This is a genomic window from Dyadobacter flavalbus (genome assembly GCF_006149045.1).
Classification (GTDB): Bacteria; Bacteroidota; Bacteroidia; order Cytophagales; family Spirosomataceae; genus Dyadobacter; species Dyadobacter flavalbus.
In genome coordinates this window covers 33,818-51,160 of sequence record NZ_VBSN01000076.1, presented here as the reverse complement: position 1 = coordinate 51,160, position 17,343 = coordinate 33,818, and the positions used below count along the sequence as shown (strand labels likewise).

At 44.5% G+C, this 17,343-nt stretch carries 16 protein-coding genes; 9 read left to right on the top strand and 7 right to left on the bottom strand.

Features of this window, described 5'->3' with window-relative positions; genetic code table 11:
* Positions 1 to 59: 59 nt before the first annotated feature.
* Complete coding sequence (locus FEM33_RS25500) at positions 60 to 623, bottom strand: Uma2 family endonuclease (RefSeq protein ID WP_229214420.1); 564 nt, start codon at positions 621 to 623, stop codon at positions 60 to 62.
* Between the two features lie 127 nt (positions 624 to 750).
* Between FEM33_RS25500 and FEM33_RS25495 the strand changes: the two genes are divergently transcribed.
* Both FEM33_RS25495 and FEM33_RS25490 read left to right on the top strand, forming a co-directional pair.
* Positions 751 to 2,034, top strand: coding sequence for a type IX secretion system plug protein (locus tag FEM33_RS25495; protein WP_139014798.1), 1,284 nt, complete (start codon positions 751 to 753; stop codon positions 2,032 to 2,034).
* Between the two features lie 109 nt (positions 2,035 to 2,143).
* Positions 2,144 to 2,539 (top strand): hypothetical protein, encoded by a 396-nt coding sequence (locus FEM33_RS25490; protein ID WP_139014797.1) that lies wholly within the window; start codon positions 2,144 to 2,146, stop codon positions 2,537 to 2,539.
* Between the two features lie 67 nt (positions 2,540 to 2,606).
* Here the strand turns inward: FEM33_RS25490 and ychF are convergent, their stop codons facing one another.
* Together ychF and FEM33_RS25480 are read right to left on the bottom strand one after the other, a co-directional pair.
* Positions 2,607 to 3,707 (bottom strand): redox-regulated ATPase YchF, encoded by a 1,101-nt coding sequence (gene ychF / locus FEM33_RS25485; protein WP_139014796.1) that lies wholly within the window; start codon positions 3,705 to 3,707, stop codon positions 2,607 to 2,609.
* 160 nt (positions 3,708 to 3,867) lie between these two features.
* Positions 3,868 to 4,188, bottom strand: a complete 321-nt coding sequence (locus FEM33_RS25480; protein ID WP_229204180.1) for a DUF3276 family protein — start codon at positions 4,186 to 4,188, stop codon at positions 3,868 to 3,870.
* Positions 4,189 to 4,453: 265 nt separating this feature from the next.
* Between FEM33_RS25480 and FEM33_RS25475 the strand changes: the two genes are divergently transcribed.
* Positions 4,454 to 4,906, top strand: a complete 453-nt coding sequence (locus FEM33_RS25475) for a septal ring lytic transglycosylase RlpA family protein (protein WP_139014795.1) — start codon at positions 4,454 to 4,456, stop codon at positions 4,904 to 4,906.
* Positions 4,907 to 4,920: 14 nt separating this feature from the next.
* Positions 4,921 to 5,835: a DUF58 domain-containing protein gene (locus FEM33_RS25470; RefSeq protein ID WP_139014794.1), complete on the top strand. Its 915-nt coding sequence runs from the start codon at positions 4,921 to 4,923 to the stop codon at positions 5,833 to 5,835.
* Positions 5,836 to 5,875: 40 nt separating this feature from the next.
* Here FEM33_RS25470 and radA read toward each other — a convergent pair whose 3' ends face one another.
* The gene (gene radA, locus FEM33_RS25465) at positions 5,876 to 7,249 is read right to left on the bottom strand and encodes a DNA repair protein RadA (RefSeq protein WP_139014793.1); all 1,374 of its coding nucleotides are present in this window, start codon (positions 7,247 to 7,249) and stop codon (positions 5,876 to 5,878) included.
* Between the two features lie 167 nt (positions 7,250 to 7,416).
* Here radA and FEM33_RS25460 point away from each other — a divergent pair, with 167 nt between their 5' ends.
* Positions 7,417 to 8,133 (top strand): porin family protein, encoded by a 717-nt coding sequence (locus FEM33_RS25460; protein WP_139014792.1) that lies wholly within the window; start codon positions 7,417 to 7,419, stop codon positions 8,131 to 8,133.
* Between the two features lie 99 nt (positions 8,134 to 8,232).
* Here the strand turns inward: FEM33_RS25460 and FEM33_RS25455 are convergent, their stop codons facing one another.
* On the bottom strand, positions 8,233 to 8,631 hold the full coding sequence (locus FEM33_RS25455) for a LytR/AlgR family response regulator transcription factor (RefSeq protein ID WP_229214419.1): 399 nt from the start codon (positions 8,629 to 8,631) through the stop codon (positions 8,233 to 8,235).
* A gap of 385 nt (positions 8,632 to 9,016) precedes the next feature.
* On the opposite strand from FEM33_RS25455, the gene pheS reads away from it, so the two are divergent.
* Entirely contained in the window at positions 9,017 to 10,057 is a 1,041-nt protein-coding gene (gene pheS, locus FEM33_RS25450) for a phenylalanine--tRNA ligase subunit alpha (RefSeq protein ID WP_139014791.1), read from the top strand.
* 50 nt (positions 10,058 to 10,107) lie between these two features.
* Here pheS and FEM33_RS25445 read toward each other — a convergent pair whose 3' ends face one another.
* Together FEM33_RS25445 and FEM33_RS25440 are read right to left on the bottom strand one after the other, a co-directional pair.
* Positions 10,108 to 10,839 carry an esterase family protein gene (locus FEM33_RS25445; RefSeq protein WP_139014790.1) on the bottom strand — a complete coding sequence of 244 codons (732 nt, stop codon included), beginning with the start codon at positions 10,837 to 10,839 and terminating at the stop codon, positions 10,108 to 10,110.
* A gap of 112 nt (positions 10,840 to 10,951) precedes the next feature.
* The gene (locus FEM33_RS25440; RefSeq protein ID WP_139014789.1) at positions 10,952 to 12,382 is read right to left on the bottom strand and encodes a circularly permuted type 2 ATP-grasp protein; all 1,431 of its coding nucleotides are present in this window, start codon (positions 12,380 to 12,382) and stop codon (positions 10,952 to 10,954) included.
* 329 nt (positions 12,383 to 12,711) lie between these two features.
* On the opposite strand from FEM33_RS25440, the gene FEM33_RS25435 reads away from it, so the two are divergent.
* The 3 genes from FEM33_RS25435 to FEM33_RS25425 all read left to right on the top strand — a co-directional run bounded on the left by FEM33_RS25435 (position 12,712) and on the right by FEM33_RS25425 (position 17,343).
* Positions 12,712 to 14,232: a DUF5723 family protein gene (locus FEM33_RS25435; RefSeq protein ID WP_139014788.1), complete on the top strand. Its 1,521-nt coding sequence runs from the start codon at positions 12,712 to 12,714 to the stop codon at positions 14,230 to 14,232.
* Positions 14,233 to 14,308: 76 nt separating this feature from the next.
* Positions 14,309 to 14,704 carry a peptide-methionine (R)-S-oxide reductase MsrB gene (msrB, locus tag FEM33_RS25430; protein WP_138281737.1) on the top strand — a complete coding sequence of 132 codons (396 nt, stop codon included), beginning with the start codon at positions 14,309 to 14,311 and terminating at the stop codon, positions 14,702 to 14,704.
* 119 nt (positions 14,705 to 14,823) lie between these two features.
* Positions 14,824 to 17,343: a penicillin-binding protein 1A gene (locus FEM33_RS25425; RefSeq protein WP_139014787.1), complete on the top strand. Its 2,520-nt coding sequence runs from the start codon at positions 14,824 to 14,826 to the stop codon at positions 17,341 to 17,343.

Genomic DNA, 17,343 nt, shown 5'->3' with positions numbered 1-17,343 from the left:
AGTAAAAAAGGAGATCCGGCGATCTCCTTTTTTACTGTATGCCCAATAGTTATATTTTATCAGCTGTTGATCAAATCCTCTGCTTCAGCATAAATATCCGACAGTTTCAGACTTAAATCTACGCTTTGCAAACGGATACTTTCATCAATATGGTAAGCCTCGGAAGCCAGGAACCAAATTCCCTGTTCATTTTTCCTGAAAACCTCGGCCGCTACGGATTGTGAATTGATCAGAACATATTCCGACAACGAAGGAATGCTGCGGTAAAAATGAAATTTCTCACCCCGGTCATAGGCGGCAGTACTTTCGGAAAGCACCTCGATAATGACGCTTGGATTCAGGATCGTATCTTTTTTTGCATCCAGATATTCATTTTTACCGCATACAATTATCAGGTCGGGATACGTGTAAATGCCGTTTTCAGGAATATGCAGCCGCTGGTCACTGGAATAAGTTCTGCAGGATTTGCCTTTGAACATGATATAACATTCGCCAGACAGGTTTTCTACAATGCGGTTATGATTATGTCCGGCGCCGGCCATTGCAAAAATTTCACCACGGTAAAATTCGCTTTTGTAAGGGGCTTCCCTTTCCAGTTCGAGATATTCTTTTTCTGAATACATTTTAATAGGTTGTGCGGACATTTATACGTAGCTGTTAATACAAAAATAATTAATTGTCATCAAATACCTTTTCCTAACAATACGTACCTTTCATTCAATAGTAACGTTAATATCTTAAAAAACTGTTATGCGTTTATTACTTCTGTTTTGTGTACTGTCGTGTTTACTAGCATCATTTACAAATGCACAAAATGTCCGTCTCGAAGATCACATTTACAATGAGCAAATCAGAACGGTATTGCTTTATCCCGCCCTTGAGGATCCGGAAAATCCTGCACGTCTTTTAACGCCGGCGATCAAACCGCTGAACAGCGACGCTCCGCTCGTTCTTGAATTCGATGATCTTTCCGGTCAGTTTGAAGGGTATCGTGCGAAAATCATTCATTGCAATGCGGACTGGAGCAAATCCAACCTGAATGACATCGAGTTTACTTTTGAATATAATGAATATCCGATTCACAGTTCCGAACAGTCTTTCAGCACCAAAGTGCCGTATTTTCATTACCGGCTTGAATTGCCCAAACTGAAATTATCCGGCAATTATGTAGTTTATGTATATGCCGAGCGCGGACGGAAAGTCGTTCTGAGCCGGCGGTTTATGCTGTATGAAAACAGGGTAAATATTGATGCGAAAGCGCGCTTCTCACAAGGTATCCAGCAGCAGTTTACAGATCAGCAGATTGATTTTAATATCGATTACAAAGGTTATCCGCTGAATGCGCCGCAGACCGACCTGAAGGTATTTATAAGAAAGAACTTCCGCTGGGACCAGATCCGTACGGGATTCAAGCCAACTAATGTAAGGCCGTTTGACCAGCTTCTTGAATATGCCTTTTTTGACCTTGAAAATACGTTTCCCGGCGGCAATGAATTCCGCTACTTCGACAGCCGTTCGCTGACCGGACGCGGATACGGGATTACGGAAATTGAAAGAACGGATGAATTCACAAGGCTGATCCTTTTTCCCGACAAATTCCGCTCAAACGGTTCTTACATTCAGATTGATGATTTTAACGGCCAGTATGTTGTGGATCAAAGGGAATCCGGACGGGGCAGCATTGAGGCCGATTATACGCCGGTACTCTTTAACCTGCACATTCCGGAGGAGCCCGGCACAGAATTTTATGTAAACGGCGCTTTTAATCTCTGGCAGCTGAACGACCGCAACCGGATGACTTACAATCCGGCTACAAATGCTTATGAAGTGGAAATCATGCTGAAACAAGGTGTGATCAATTATGACTATACGATGGTGAAAGAAGCGGGTGCAAAACCGGATGAAGCCTACATTGAAGGCAATTACGCACCCACAGAAAACGATTACGACATTCTGGTTTATCACCGTCCACAGGCCGGCCGAGCCGATCTTTTGGTAGGTTACAGAACGGTGGAATGGAACAGAAGAAGATAAAACGGTTTTTACGAGAAGCTGCCGGCAATTAGCTGTGAGTTGTTCGGATTATCATAAAAATGTTAATCTAAACTGATCTTCAGCAATTTACTTAAATGAAGTTACGGTTATGAAATTACTTTCAAAGAAGACTTGCCTTGCTCCGAATTTGTGGATTACCAATGATGAAAGTCTGATTATTGATTTCCTTGCAGATCATGCAGAAATGCCGGCGGATTTCGAGTGCAGTCATGTAATTTCATTTTACGAAAAAGAAGATCTGTACCTTGTTTTATACTTTTCAAATCCCGAGGACCGCGGATTTCAGATGTATATCGTTGAAGATTTTTCAGTAAATATTGATCAGCTTTTTTATCTCAGAGAAATTTTTGCCCGGCTTGTCCATGAAGGGCTTAATGCCGGAGTACTCAAAAAAGCGCATTACCGGGTGGATTCCATTCTGAGAATGGCCAGAACCTTGCGTGCCGTTATACACAATGACCTTGCCGATTTTCAGGAAGACTGATTTTATACCAAAAAAAGGAGCAGCTTCAAAACTGCTCCTTTTTTTGTATCTGACTGAATATATTGGCTTATACGTTGAACCGGAAATGCATGATGTCGCCATCCGCCACGACGTATTCTTTTCCTTCAACGGCCATTTTTCCCACTTCTTTTACGCCTGCTTCCGTTTTGTACTGTTCGTAGTCAGCAATTTTGATCACTTCCGCACGGATAAATCCTTTTTCAAAATCACTGTGGATCACGCCGGCGGCCTGCGGTGCTTTCCAGCCTTTTATGATCGTCCACGCACGCACTTCCTTAACGCCTGCCGTAAAATAAGTAATCAGATTTAAAAGCGCATACGAAGCTTTGATCAGTTTGCTTAATCCGGATTCCTGCAGACCATATTCGCTCAAAAACATGGCATGTTCTTCGGGATCATCAATTTCGGAAATCTGCGATTCGATTGCGGCACAAAGCACGATTACATCGGCACCTTCGTGCTTTACAGCTTCCTTCAGCTTTTCTGAATATTCATTTCCTGTAAGCATGGAACCTTCGTCCACATTGGCAACGTACAAAACCGGCTTTGCAGTAAGCAACTGAAGATCGCCGATTACAGCTTCCTTGGTTTCTTCGTCAATCTGCAGGCTTCGCGCGTTTTTGCCGGCTTCAAGCGTTTCCTTGTACTTTTTCAGCCATTCCAGTTCTGCTTTTGCTTTGGCATCACCGGCTCTGGCTCCTTTTTCGGTACGCTGGATTTTCTTTTCTATGGATTCAAGATCTTTCAGCTGAAGTTCGATATCAATGATTTCCTTATCAAAAACCGGATCGACACGTCCTTCCACATGCACGACATTTTCATCCTGAAAACAGCGTACAACATGCACGATCGCATCCACTTCACGGATATTGGCCAGAAATTTATTTCCGAGACCGGCACCCTGGCTTGCACCTTTCACCAGTCCGGCTATATCGACGAATTCTATGATGGTCGGTATTACTTTCTGCGGCTTTACCAGTTCAGTTAAGATATCCAGACGTTCGTCCGGCACGGTAACGACGCCAACGTTCGGTTCTATAGTACAGAAAGGATAATTTGCAGCTTCGGCTTTACCGGTAGAAATGGCATTAAAAAGAGTGGATTTCCCTACGTTCGGCAATCCAACAATCCCACATTGAAGACTCATATTATAAAGGTATGCAGTGAATAGCAGGCAATCTTCAATGCACAGGCAAAGAACTCCTGACTGCTAAATGATATTTTTGACAAAATTACCATTTAGCGGGTACAAAAACCAAAAGCCTTCGTAAGAGATTGCGAAGGCTTCCATTTTTAGCATCATTTTTTTAATCCCACTTAAGATCCGATTCTCCGACTACGTCGACTTCATCGGCTTTGGTTTCGAACTGAGAGAAGTCAACCTCTGGCATCAACTCAGTTTTGACGTGATCCACTGCATCCTTTAACGCATCTACGAACTTATCAAAGTCTTCCTTGTACAAAAACATCTTGTGCTTCTCGTACGTAAAGCCATCGCCCTGAGGATGCCGGCGGCTTTCAGTGATCGTTAGATAATAATCGTTGGATCGCGTAGAGCGAACATCGAAGAAGTAAGTCCGTTTTCCTGCCCTGACCCTTTTGGAGTAGATTTGCTCTCTGTCTTCCACTATGATTAGTTTAAATAGGTTTTCAAACGCTAAAATATAAAGTTTATTGCTGCGAACAAAAAAACCACGGGATATTAGCAATTTGTTAGCATTGAACATCTTGAATTTTCATATTGATTTGCACTTTCACCTTAAAAATTATACGTTTCTTCGAATTTTGTATTACTTTTGAAATTCCCGGGTTTCAAATTCCGCGAAATTCCAGGACAAACAGGATCAATGTAAGGTTGTTCAGCCTTATTCAGTTTCACCTAAATCCAGAGATATGACTTATAATCGTATTCTGATTCTCATCATTTTAGCTTTTGCTGCACAGCCAGACACATTCGCTCAGGTTAAACTAGGCAAAACGGAAACCGGAAATGCATCGTATTACGCAACCCGGTTCAATGGCAAGAAAACTTCATTTGGTGAAGTCCATAACAGCACCGAATTGCTTGCCGCTCACAAAAGTTACCCGCTTAATACGATGCTGGAAGTGACGAATCTTGATAACGATGAAAAAGTAATAGTAAGAGTGAATGACCGGGGCCCTTTTTCCAAAAACCGCGTAGTGGATGTCAGCAAGGAAGCCGCAAGACTGCTTGGAATCATTGCAAAAGGCGTTGCCAATGTCTCGATTCGCGTAGTCGGTATGGAAGGAATGGTTTTACTTGGATCCAATGAAGACATCGATCCGAAATCCGGCAAGGTTATTACGATGCGAACCAAGCATTAAAATCTTTCTTTCAGATGAGCAGCAGGCAGCTTGATTTAGCGAAAGTAAGAGAGTTCGGAAACCTTGAATTTCTTGCCAAGCAACTTGTCGAAGGATTTATCACCGGCCTGCACAAATCGCCATTCCACGGTTTTTCCGTCGAATTTGCCGAGCATCAGCTGTATAATACCGGCGAATCCACCCGAAATATCGACTGGAAAGTTTTTGCAAAAAGCGACCGGCTTTATGTGAAACGCTACGAAGAAGAAACCAACCTGCGCTGCCATATTTTGCTGGATACATCTTCTTCCATGTATTATCCGGAAGAAAATAACGGCAAGATGACATTCAGCGTCATGGCTGCCGCCAGCCTGACTTATTTATTGCAAAGGCAGAAAGACGCTGTGAGCCTGTGTACATTTTCTGAAAACATTGAAATTCAGACAGCTGTAAAATCAACGCCTTCGCACGTTCATAAAATCATGCTTGAACTGGAAAATCTGCTCCAGTCCAGGCGACCGCTTCTCAAAACTTCCGTTTCTGACGTACTGCATCAGATTGCAGAAAAAATACATAAGCGTTCGCTTGTGGTTATTTTCAGTGACATGTTCGACAATCTGGAAAATTCGGACAAGATTTTTTCTGCTTTGCAGCATTTACGGCACAATCTGCATGAAGTGCTTCTGTTTCATGTTACCGACCGGAAAACCGAAGAGAATTTCTCTTTTGAAAACCGTCCTTACGAATTTATTGACCTTGAAACCGGCGAAAAAATAAAAGTTCAGCCGGATCAGGTCAGAGATTCTTACAAGGAATTTGTCGGGAATTTTTACCAGCAGCTCAAATTAAAATGCGGTCAGTACAAAATAGACTTTATTGAAGCGGATATCGCCAAAGGCTTTGACCCGATTCTGATGGCATACCTGGTAAAACACTCCAAAATGCGGTAATTTATTGTCCTTAATTTCAAACTGCACCTGTAATCTTAGATCAGGAGTTCAGAAAAAGCGACATAAACAGTTGATCAAGATGTGCAACGGGAATAATCTCGATTTTTGATTTTTTCAGATCCAGTCCCTTGCTGTTATACTTCGAAATGTAAATCTTCTTGAATCCCAGCTTTTCCGATTCTGAAATCCGGCTTTCAATCCGGTTTACCGCACGCACTTCACCGCCCAGCCCGACTTCGGCAGCAAAACAGACCGACGGCGCAATGAATTTGTCTTCATAAGAGGAAACAATGGAAGACACAACGGCAAGGTCAATGGCCGGATCTTCCACTTTTAACCCGCCGGCAACATTCAGGAAAACATCCTGCACGCCCAGCCGGAACCCGCCTCGTTTTTCAAGTACGGCAAGCAACATCTGCAGCCGTTTTGCATCAAAACCGGTACTGCTCCTTTGCGGTGTTCCGTAAGTTGCAACACTGACAAGCGACTGAATTTCGACGAGCAGCGGCCTGTTGCCTTCCATCATGGAGCCGATTGCAATTCCGCTGACAGGTTCGTCGCGCTGTGAAATAAGGATTTCGGACGGATTGCTTACCTGCCGCAGACCGGAGCCCAGCATTTCATAGATCCCGAGTTCGGAAGTGCTGCCGAAGCGGTTTTTGATGGTACGTAAAATCCGATACGTATTATGCCGGTCGCCTTCAAACTGCAAAACGGTATCCACCATATGTTCCAGCACTTTCGGCCCTGCAAGCGAGCCGTCTTTGGTTATATGCCCGATCAGAAATACGGGAACGCCTGTTTCCTTTGCATATTTCATGAATTCCGCCGTACATTCCCGCACCTGTGAAACACTTCCTGCGCCCGATTCAATGTATGTCGACTGCATCGTCTGAATAGAATCCACGATCAGGATTTCAGGCTGGAAATCTTCGATCTGCCGGAAAATGTTCTGCGTATGCGTTTCTGTAAAAATATAGCAGCGGTCGCTTTTCGCAGTCATTCTTTCCGCACGCATTTTAATCTGCTGTTCCGATTCTTCACCGGAGACATACAAAACCTTTTTATTGCCAAGCGTCAGAGCGATCTGGAGCATTAATGTAGACTTTCCGATTCCGGGCTCGCCGCCGATCAGCACAAGTGAACCCTGAACGATACCGCCGCCCAGAACCCGGTTCAGTTCGCCGTCCTGTGTTGCGATTCTTGGCTCGTTCTCGTATTCTATTTCGGCAATGGCCCGTGGCCGGCTGGCGAGGTTAACGCCTTTAAAAGTAACTGTCGGCTTTTTATCTTCTTTTTCAATAACTTCCTGAACAAACGTGTTCCATTCACCGCAGGCCGGACAGCGTCCCACCCATTTAGGAGAATTATATCCGCATTCCTGACAAAAATATGCTGTTTTGGCTTTGGCCATAAGGAGAAAAGTATAATTTTAGATTAGCTTATTGATAACAAGAATTGAGGCATAAATATCCAAATATTCGCATGTTTTGGTCATCATTCCAAAAAAAATAATGGCAAGGTACAGTTTTCTTCCTTTTAGCGTTATTATCCGGTTTTACTTAAAAAATTATATTATCCATGAACATCCTGAAAAAAGTAGCCTGTATCTGTTTGTTGTGCATTTGTGCGGTTTCTACAGCGAAAGCGCAGAAAAAAGGCTTTGCATTTGGTATTAAGGGAGGTGTGAATCTTTCACGTCTGACGATGGGAGATGTTTTTACGACACGCTATGACGACAACGGAAACCCGTATCTGGGCTATGATGGAAAGGAAGTAAAGGATAATCTGAAACAAAGCTTCAGCACAAGAACAGGTGCCGTGGGCGGCATTTATATGCGGTTCGGGCGTACGATATTTATTCAGCCCGAAGTGCTGGTTTCTACCAAAGGAGGCTCTTTTGAAATCGTGCAAATGGACCGGGAGCAGCCTGTAAGCAAAATCGTTAATATCAAATACAGCAATATTGATGTTCCGTTACTGATCGGGCTTAAAGGCGGACCGATCCGGATCCTGGCGGGGCCGGTCACTTCTTTCAGGATCGGCGATAATCAGCGTTTGAGAGATGCTTTCAAACAATATACTTCGGATTTGAACAATGCATTGTCCGAAGCGAGTTTCGGGTATCAGCTGGGTGCGGGTATTGATATAGGAAATATAAGTCTGGATGTAAGAAAAGAGGGCTCATTTACAAACCTTGCCTCTTTTCAGGTAAATGGCCAGTCTGTGGGCGGCGATGCATCCATCAAACAGAAAATCAGTTCGTGGCAGGTTACTCTGGGGCTTAAACTGCTTTAAGAAAAATTTATAAAGGTTATAAAACAAAACAAGCAGCCTTCGATCAAGCGATGGCTGCTGTTTTTATGAATAACCCACTAATTTAATTCACTATAAGACTTACGCGCTGATGCGAAGGTTGGAATGATCCAGCAATCCTGTGATCTCTTTTATTTTACGGCGAGAAACCACGACTTCTTTTCCGCAGGACAATTTGAGCAGACGGTCATCTTCCAGACGTTCGACAACATAATCCACATTCACAAGGTACGATTTGTGTACACGCATGAAGTTAGGATTCAGTTGTTCAGCAAGCGATTTTAAAGTTCTTGAAACCAGATATTTTTTTCCGGTATTTGTATATATATACGTATAATTTCCCTCACCTTCCAGAAAGATGATTACGTCAGGAGTCAAAAAAACAGTTCTGCCCATCGACTGAACGGAGATGGAAGCCTTGCTGTCATTCAAGTTTTTTTCTGACAGATTAGGGCGAACGATACTTGTAAAATTTTTCATGTTAAGTAAGGCTAATAAATGTTTTTGTTTCTTGTATCAAAATTAACATTTAGCCTAAACGTAAGAAATACGTAAAAATACTTGCATATCAAGAATCGACTGAATGCCAATTACTTATCTTGGACCAATAATACAAAAAGACGTAACTGAACTTACTAAAACACGTAATTTTACCTACTCCGGAAACCCCGTATCTGCAACGAAAACCCACCTGAAGGAACATAAGAATACGGGTGCTCTCATTTGTAGCCTCAACTTTAATTATCTTTGCCGTGTTTTAGTAACGCATGCTGCGTATAAATTGCGTAATGAAGTGTGAATGAACAAACGCTGCCGCCATGTTTAAGGCAGACAGCTTACTTGCAACTGATACAAAAAAAGTGATATGATTACCGAACGGGTAAAGGAACTAATCTCGGAAATTGAACAGGTTACAATAGCCAGCAAAGAACAGCTGGAAGCGTTCAGATTAAAATACATCAGTAAAAAAGGTGTTGTCACAGAACTTTTCGAAGGTCTGAAAAATGTACCGCAGGAAGACAGGCGTACGGTTGGACAGGAACTGAACACGCTTAAAAATCTGGCACAAAACCGCTTTCAGGAGTTTTCAGCTATTCTCGAAAATGCTTCCGAGGAAAGTTCGGAGGCGGCTCCGGACCTTACTTTGCCAGTAATACCCAATCTTCAGGGCAGCCTGCATCCACTGACCATCGTACGCCGCAGGATCATTGAAATATTCGAACGCATGGGTTTCAATGTTTCCTACGGGCCAGAAATTGAGAAAGACTGGTATAATTTCAGTGCGCTGAACTTTGCAGATAATCATCCCGCGCGTGAAATGCAGGATACCTTTTTTATCTCGAAAAGTGAAAGTGACGTAAAAGAAGATGTTCTGCTGAGAACGCACACGTCCAATGTTCAGGTTCGGCTGATGGAAAGACAGAAATTGCCGATCCGGTCCATAATGCCGGGAAGGGTATTCCGGAATGAAGCTATTTCCGCACGTGCACACTGCGTTTTTCATCAGGTGGAAGGCTTGTATGTAGATAAAAATGTGAGCTTTAAAGACTTGAAAGACACTTTGTATCACTTTGCCAAGGAAATGTTCGGGAAAGATTCAAAAATCCGTCTGCGTCCGTCCTATTTTCCGTTTACAGAGCCAAGCGCGGAAATTGACGTAACCTGTTTCATATGCAAGGGCGTAGGCTGCAATGTATGCAAGCACAGTGGCTGGGTGGAAATTGCCGGCTCAGGCATGGTGGACCCGAACGTACTTGAAAACTGCGGAATAAACAGCGAGGAATATACCGGATTTGCCTTCGGAATGGGAATTGAAAGGATTACAATGCTGCGTTACGGAATCAACGACCTCCGGTTGTTTACCGAAAATGACGTAAGATTTTTAAGGCAGTTTGAAGGAGCCTGATTTTTTCAGCAGAGCAGATTTCAGTAATCTGCTCTGCCGAAAAAACGATGTTAAAATCTTGTTTCCAGATAATAGGGAAGCATTCTTTTCCATACCCACCAATCGTGCGGCATGTCGCTTCCCCAGATATCGAGCTCGTGCGGAACATTTTTGGATGTCAGGATCATGGAAATCTGCCGTGAGTATTCCGGCACTTCGTAAGCGCCCGAGCCGGTTATAAAATGAATGTGGCGGCTTTCTCTGTACATGGACAGGTGCCATTCCGCTTTCAGCTGCGGCAGATAATGAACAGGCGAATTGAAATAGACATTATCGTCGTGATACCCTTCCGTATATACACTCAGATCGTAACATCCGCTCATTGCAATCACGCCATGGATATAATCAGGGTGCTTGAAGAAAAGATTGGCCGCATGCATGGCTCCGAATGATGCACCGCCTGCAATGATTTCGTTTGTCGGGCTCGAATTTTCCTTGATAAACGGAATCACTTCCCGGATCACATAATCATTGAACAGCTGATGCCTTATTGCCTTGTCATAACCATGCATGTACGGATTAAGCCAGCTTTCCGAATTAATGCTGTTGATGCAGTATACTTTTACTTTTCCTGAATCGATAAACGGCTGGATACTTTCTATAAGTCCTTTTTCCTCATATTCCAGAAAGTTTGAAGCTGCCGTGGGAATCAGCAGCAATGCAAACCCATAGTGCCCGTATACCGCAATATCCATATGTTCATTCAGTGACGGACTAAACCAGCCTGTTACCTCGCGTTGCATTTCGTTTTCATTTAAGTTGCTGTAATTCGTTTAAAATCAGGAAAGTCAATTCCGGGCTTTTAGAATTGTAACAATCATTTTCATCGATGTGTCCAGCAACAATCATGACCGTTTAATACAAAACCCAGGTATCTTTTCCTCCTCCTCCTTGTGACGAGTTTACAACCAGTGAACCCTTTCTCAGGGCTACTCTCGTCAAGCCGCCCGGTATTACGCTGATATCATCTCCGTATAAAATATAAGGGCGCAGATCCACATGCCTTCCTTCTGCATGCCCGTCCACCATGCACGGCACGCGTGAAAGTGAAATAGTGGGCTGCGCAATGTAGTTACGCGGATTGTTTCTTATCTTTTCCCTGAACTGCTCATGCTCTTCTTCAGTTGCCTTCGGCCCGATCAGCATACCGTAGCCACCGGCTTCATTGGCTTCCTTTACAACCAGCTGCGAAATATTTTCCAGAACATAATTGAAGTCTTCTTCTTCTCCGCATATGTAGGTTTTCACATTGGGTATAATGGCTTCTTCTCCGAGGTAATATTTAATAATCCTGGGAACATAGGCGTACACCACTTTATCGTCGGCCACACCGGTTCCAGGCGCATTCGCCAGCGCAACGCGGCCTTTTTTATAAACCTCGAAAATGCCCGGAATACCGATCAGTGAATCGGGATTAAATGCATCCGGGTCCATAAAAGTATCGTCAATGCGGCGGTAAATCACATCCACGATCTGAAGTCCGTTAGTTGTACGCATTTTCACATAGCCGTCCGAAACCACAAGATCACGCGCGTCCACAAGCTCGACACCCATTTGCTGCGCAAGGTAGGAATGCTCGAAATAAGCGGAATTGTAAATACCCGGCGTCAGGACCGCAACGGTCGGATTGGGCCTGTCGGCCAGATGCTGCAACATCTGCAGAAGCCTTGTCGGATAATCAGAAACGGGCCTTACGCCCGTACGCGCCAGCACATCCGGAAAAATCTGCTTGGAAAGCTCCCGGTTTTCCAGCATGTAGGAAACACCGGAAGGACAGCGGAGGTTATCTTCCAGCACCATAAAAGTGCCGTCTTCGCCTTTGATAAGATCCGTACCGGTTATATGGCACCAGATTCCCTTCGGTGGTTTCAGGCCGATGCAGGGCCGCAGAAAACATTTGCTGGATTCGATCAGTTCACGCGGGACGACGCCGTCGTTGAGTATATTCTGATCATTGTAAACATCGTCAATAAACATGTTCAGTGCCTTGATCCGCTGTTTCAATCCTTTTTCCAGCCATTCCCATTCCGCATTGGAAAGTACGCGCGGAATGATGTCGATCGGCATAATGCGCTCGGTTCCTTCTCCTTCGGAATAAACATTGAAAGTAATGCCCATTGAAAGCAGGGCACGTTCCGTAGCCAGCTGGCGGTTTGTAAGATCTTCGTGTGTCAGGTTTTCAAATTTGTTCTTTAAATGTTCATAGCCCGGCCGTATTTCTCCCTCTGGGGTAAACATCTCATCGAAGAAATTTTCGCTTTGATAATTTGAAAATGAAAAATTCATACAATACAAAATTTGAATAAGTATACTTCCATTATTTACAGAACAATATATGGTCAATGTTTGACTATACAAAACAATCTGCACTTACATTCCTTTTCCAATTCTGTAATCTTGTCTTTATTAATACACTTACACTGTTATGCTGAATTCAAATAAACCTGAAAACAAGGGCCGGCCAATGACCAATGCTTTTGTTTTAAATGTTAAAATCATGCGGTTGGTTCCTGCTCCATATTATTTTTCTGACCGGCAAACACGCATTACAGGAACGTTTGCACTTTCTTTGCACACTGAAATGACAGGAAAATATCAAATGTCATCAATCCACTATGCACAGAAACTGGTTACTTGCACTCGGAATGGTTTTCGGCTGGGCACTTACGGGCTGGTCGCAGCATTTACCGGGAGCTTCCATGGGAAATTATGCAGGGACCAACGCTTTATACCATAATCCGGCATTTGTTGCCGACAGCAGGTACCGGGCTTATATCCATGTGGCTGCCACACAGATTTATACGGCCAACAATCATGTAAGGTATGAAGCACCTTTTTCATTTTTTAATTTACTTACCAATACGGTTTCTGCCAAATACCGCAGCAGCCGCGGCGTTGTACAGTTTCCCCGCTCCTACCTCGGTGAAAAGCTGAACGGCAATCTTAAATATATGAATGCAGGCGGCGATACGCGGCTTCCATCCGTTATGTTCAACATGCTGAAAGGAAGACTGGGCGCTGCTGTTCTGCTGAGGGCAAGATATATTCTGAATGCTTCCGGCATTACTGAAGATCTGGCCAGACTGATCAGCAAAACGACGCAGCTGAAAGCATTGCAGGGCCCTGTTTTCAATAACCAGTCCGGACAACTTCATTTTAACGGTCTGGGCGAAATTGCATTTGCACTAGGCGGCGTGGTGATGGACAATGAAACCGATTTTCTGAAAGTCGGTGTAACGCTGAAAGGACTTATCGGACTGTATAATGCGCATGCCATCATTGAAAACTCATCCTTCAACGTTTTGCCCGATGCATCCTGGGAAAACAAACGCCAGTATATTAACGTCAATGAAATCAATGTGCGCTACGCCATGACGCGCGACGAAGGCCTGGCGCCAAGCGGCAGGCCTCCCGGCATGGGCTGGGGCTTTGATGTCGGTGCTGTGTACGAATACCGGCCGGATGTCAGCAAATACAGTTATTACGAAAAAGGCGAACGCAAAAAGGATCATTCAAAAAATAAATATCTCTACCGCGTCGCTGTTTCGTTAACGGATATCGGCCGGGTCCGTTTCAACAATCCGGCATATCTGTTGCAGCAGGAAACGCACACAACCAACAAGGAATTCAGGTTTGATGATTTTCAGAAGCTGGACGGATCAGAAGGATTTTTCAATGCCATCAATAATTCACTGGACGGCGGCCCGACGATTGCACCGGACTTCCGTTCCGTTCTGCCGGCAGCCTTTCAGGCGAGTGTGGATTACAACATCAGGCCTAATGTGTATGTAAGCGGATTATGGGTGCAGAACCTTGTTCCGCAAAAAGCATTTGGCATGAAAGCTGAATCCACCGTTACGGTAACGCCGCGTTATGAACATAAATGGTATGAATTATCCGTTCCGCTTTCACTGATGAACCGCTACCGTTCGCCGGCAATTGGACTGGCAGGCCGTGCCGGACCGTTATGGATGGGGACGGATCATTTGGCCGGGCTACTGAATATCGGTAACCCGAAAGCATTCAACGTATACTTCGGAATAGCGGCAGGCATTTACCATAAGTCCCCGGAATCGCAGAACAAGTGCTGGCCGCCGCAGGATTCGTGGCTGAGGCGCATTTTTAACAAACGATAAACGTCAGCTGTTCGTTGATGATATAAGTGGCATAATTTTGCTAATTTATGCCATTGATTATAAAAATATTTTGACAATGAGAGAAATAGAAAAAACCAAGGAAGAATGGAGGAAAGAACTCACCGGTCAGCAATGCTTTGTTCTTTTCGAAAAAGGGACGGAAAGACCGTTTTCGCATCCATATAACGACAATAAAGAAAATGGAACTTACGTTTGTGCAGCATGCGGAACGCCTTTATTCAGTTCTGAAACCAAATTTGACTCCGGAACAGGATGGCCAAGCTTTTTTCAGCCGGTGGCTTCCGGAAATGTGGAAGAAATAGTGGATAAAAGTCACGGCATGACGCGCACCGAAGTAGTTTGCCGTACATGCGGCGGGCATCTGGGCCATGTTTTTGACGACGGCCCGCGTCCGACCGGCCTGCGTTACTGCATGAACGGCGCTGCCCTGAAATTCGAGAAAGCGGAATAGCGTAATTACACAAAAGCCGGATCTGGTCAGATATATCCGGCTTTTGTTATCTTTGAATTCCAGCGAACAGAAAAGTTGGCAGGAAATTATACCGATCAATTTATTATAAATTACAGGCAATGTTCCAAAACCTTGGGAATCAGCTTTCAACATTCATTAACCGTACTGCCTACAAGCTAACTTCGTTAATAACCGGCAAGGAACGAGCTGACTCATTTTTTTTGTCATACCGTAGAAAGAAACAAGCATTCAGGAACTGGCGGGACGAAACGGTAGATGTACATTCTGCTTATTACCGCCCGGTCAAATTCATCTGGAAAACCTTCATTTACGGATTTCTGACATTTGCTGCTTACATTTTCTGCGTTGAAACCAATTTTCTCTGGCTGATGGGCAGCATGCCCAGCGTGGAAGATCTTCAGAATCCGAAAGTGGCGCAGTCTTCCGAAATTTACACTGCCGACGGCGTGATGATCGGTAAATTCTATACCGAAAACCGTACGCCCGTCACCGCAAAAATGATTTCACCAAATCTGATCAAGGCATTGATTGCTACTGAAGACGTTCGTTTTTACAAGCATTCAGGAATTGATTACAAAGCCATGGCCAGTGTTGCGGTCGGGATTATAACCGGCGCAACGGATCGCGGCGGCGGAAGTACCATTACGCAGCAGCTGGCAAAAAAACTTTTTAAAACCAGAAAAACGGATGCACGCGGCTTTCTGGGCTACATTCCGGGATTTGGTACGCTGATTTATAAAACCAAGGAATGGCTTACGGCAATCAAACTGGAACGGAATTTCACCAAAGAAGAAATCCTGACCATGTATTTCAACACGGTTGATTACGGCAACAATACGTACGGAATCAATACGGCCGCACAATCCTATTTCAGTAAATCGCCCGACAGCCTCAACATTCAGGAATCTGCAGTGCTGGTCGGGTTACAGAAAGCAACGACAACCTACAATCCGATCCGTAACAAAAAACGTTCGCTGGAACGCCGCAATGTCGTGATCGGGCAAATGCAGAAGTACGGATTCATCAGCGCCAGACAGGCCGATTCCATCAGCGCATTGCCCATTGAACTGAAAACAAAGTTTGAAACGCCGTACGACGGAAACGCAAATTACTTCAAAAATGCCGTTGTTGATTTTGTAAAAAAATGGGGTGATGAAAACGGATATGACCTTTATACCGACGGTCTCAGAATCTACACAACCATTGATTCGCGTATGCAGGCGGATGCGGAAGAAGCCATGACGCAAAAAATGAAACAGCTTCAGCGTGTGTTTGAAGCGCATTGGGGCAAGCAAAATCCGTGGGTTGACGAACAGGGTAAGGAAATTCCGGACTTTCTTGAAAATGTCGTTAAAAGAACAAGCAAGTACAAAAATCTCGCGGCCAAATTCCCGAACCAGCCCGACAGCATCCGTTATTACCTTAACAAAAAGGATACCATGACGGTTTATGACTGGAAAAACAGCAGCGAAATGAAAAAATACTGGAGTTCAATGGATTCGCTGGATTATTACAAAAGGGTATTAAGAGCCGGCATGATGGCCATGAGCCCGCATACCGGACAGATCAAAGCGTGGGTTGGCGGCCTGGATTATAATTACTTCAAGTATGATGCTGTAAAACAGGGCAAAAGGCAGCCAGGCTCCACTTTCAAGCCGTTTGTTTACACCACTGCGATTGACGATCCGAACTTCAATATGACGCCGTGCGATCAGATTGTGGACAAGCCGTTTGAAAAAAAGTATATGGAAGACGGTGTGGAAAAAGAATGGAAGCCAAGAAATGCAACCGGCACATTTTCTTATTCCAACATGACGCTGAAACGGGCACTTGCACAATCCATAAACTCCGTCACAGCACAATTGACCGACCAGGTCGGGCCGGCCAATGTTGCCAGCTATGCCAAAAAAATGGGCATTACGACACCGCTCGAACCGCTTCCTTCCATTGGTCTGGGACCGTTTGATGTTTCGCTTTATGATATGGTTGCCGCTTATTGCGTTTTTGTAAACAGCGGAACTTACACACAGCCTATTCTGGTCACCAAAATTGAGGACAGTAACGGCAAGGTTATTGAAGAGTTTCAGCCGGAACACCGTCAGGCAATCAGCGAAGAATCTGCGTTTCTGATGGTTCAGATGCTGAAAGGCGGCGTGGAAGAGCCGGGCGGAACGTCGGGAAGCATTCGCTGGAAATTTGACGTAACCAAAAACGGAAACGAAATCGGCGGCAAAACGGGAACAACATCCAACAATTCCGACGGCTGGTTTATGTGCATTACCCGTGACCTTGTCGTGGGCGCGTGGGTTGGCGGCGATGACAGAAGTATTCACTTCCGAACAACAAACCTGGGTGAAGGCGCTAAAACCGCGTTGCCGATCGTCGGCAGTTTTCTGGAAAAAATTTATCGGGATAAATCCAACGGCATTGAACCCGGACCATTTCCGAAACCAAGTTTCAAAGTGGTAAAGACGTACAATTGCCCCACTTATTATCAGCGTTACGAAAGTGATTCGCTGGGTGCAGAAGGCGACAGCACGCCTGCCAAAAGAAACGACGAAGATGAATTCCTGATCGGGCCGCCGCCGATTCCGCTGGATACCGGCAGCGCCAACTGA

Excerpts from the sequence above, each read along its gene's own strand:
- FEM33_RS25440 (WP_139014789.1), bottom strand. The coding sequence starts at position 12,382 with ATGAATTTTTCATTTTCAAATTATCAAAGCGAAAATTTCTTCGATGAG.
- FEM33_RS25425 (WP_139014787.1), top strand. The coding sequence starts at position 14,824 with ATGTTCCAAAACCTTGGGAATCAGCTTTCAACATTCATTAACCGTACT.
- FEM33_RS25435 (WP_139014788.1), top strand. The coding sequence starts at position 12,712 with ATGCACAGAAACTGGTTACTTGCACTCGGAATGGTTTTCGGCTGGGCA.
- FEM33_RS25500 (WP_229214420.1), bottom strand. The coding sequence starts at position 623 with ATGTATTCAGAAAAAGAATATCTCGAACTGGAAAGGGAAGCCCCTTAC.
- FEM33_RS25490 (WP_139014797.1), top strand. The coding sequence starts at position 2,144 with ATGAAATTACTTTCAAAGAAGACTTGCCTTGCTCCGAATTTGTGGATT.
- FEM33_RS25470 (WP_139014794.1), top strand. The coding sequence starts at position 4,921 with ATGAGCAGCAGGCAGCTTGATTTAGCGAAAGTAAGAGAGTTCGGAAAC.
- ychF (WP_139014796.1), bottom strand. The coding sequence starts at position 3,707 with ATGAGTCTTCAATGTGGGATTGTTGGATTGCCGAACGTAGGGAAATCC.
- FEM33_RS25445 (WP_139014790.1), bottom strand. The coding sequence starts at position 10,839 with ATGCAACGCGAGGTAACAGGCTGGTTTAGTCCGTCACTGAATGAACAT.
- FEM33_RS25495 (WP_139014798.1), top strand. The coding sequence starts at position 751 with ATGCGTTTATTACTTCTGTTTTGTGTACTGTCGTGTTTACTAGCATCA.
- FEM33_RS25460 (WP_139014792.1), top strand. The coding sequence starts at position 7,417 with ATGAACATCCTGAAAAAAGTAGCCTGTATCTGTTTGTTGTGCATTTGT.
- FEM33_RS25475 (WP_139014795.1), top strand. The coding sequence starts at position 4,454 with ATGACTTATAATCGTATTCTGATTCTCATCATTTTAGCTTTTGCTGCA.
- pheS (WP_139014791.1), top strand. The coding sequence starts at position 9,017 with ATGATTACCGAACGGGTAAAGGAACTAATCTCGGAAATTGAACAGGTT.
- FEM33_RS25455 (WP_229214419.1), bottom strand. The coding sequence starts at position 8,631 with ATGAAAAATTTTACAAGTATCGTTCGCCCTAATCTGTCAGAAAAAAAC.
- radA (WP_139014793.1), bottom strand. The coding sequence starts at position 7,249 with ATGGCCAAAGCCAAAACAGCATATTTTTGTCAGGAATGCGGATATAAT.
- msrB (WP_138281737.1), top strand. The coding sequence starts at position 14,309 with ATGAGAGAAATAGAAAAAACCAAGGAAGAATGGAGGAAAGAACTCACC.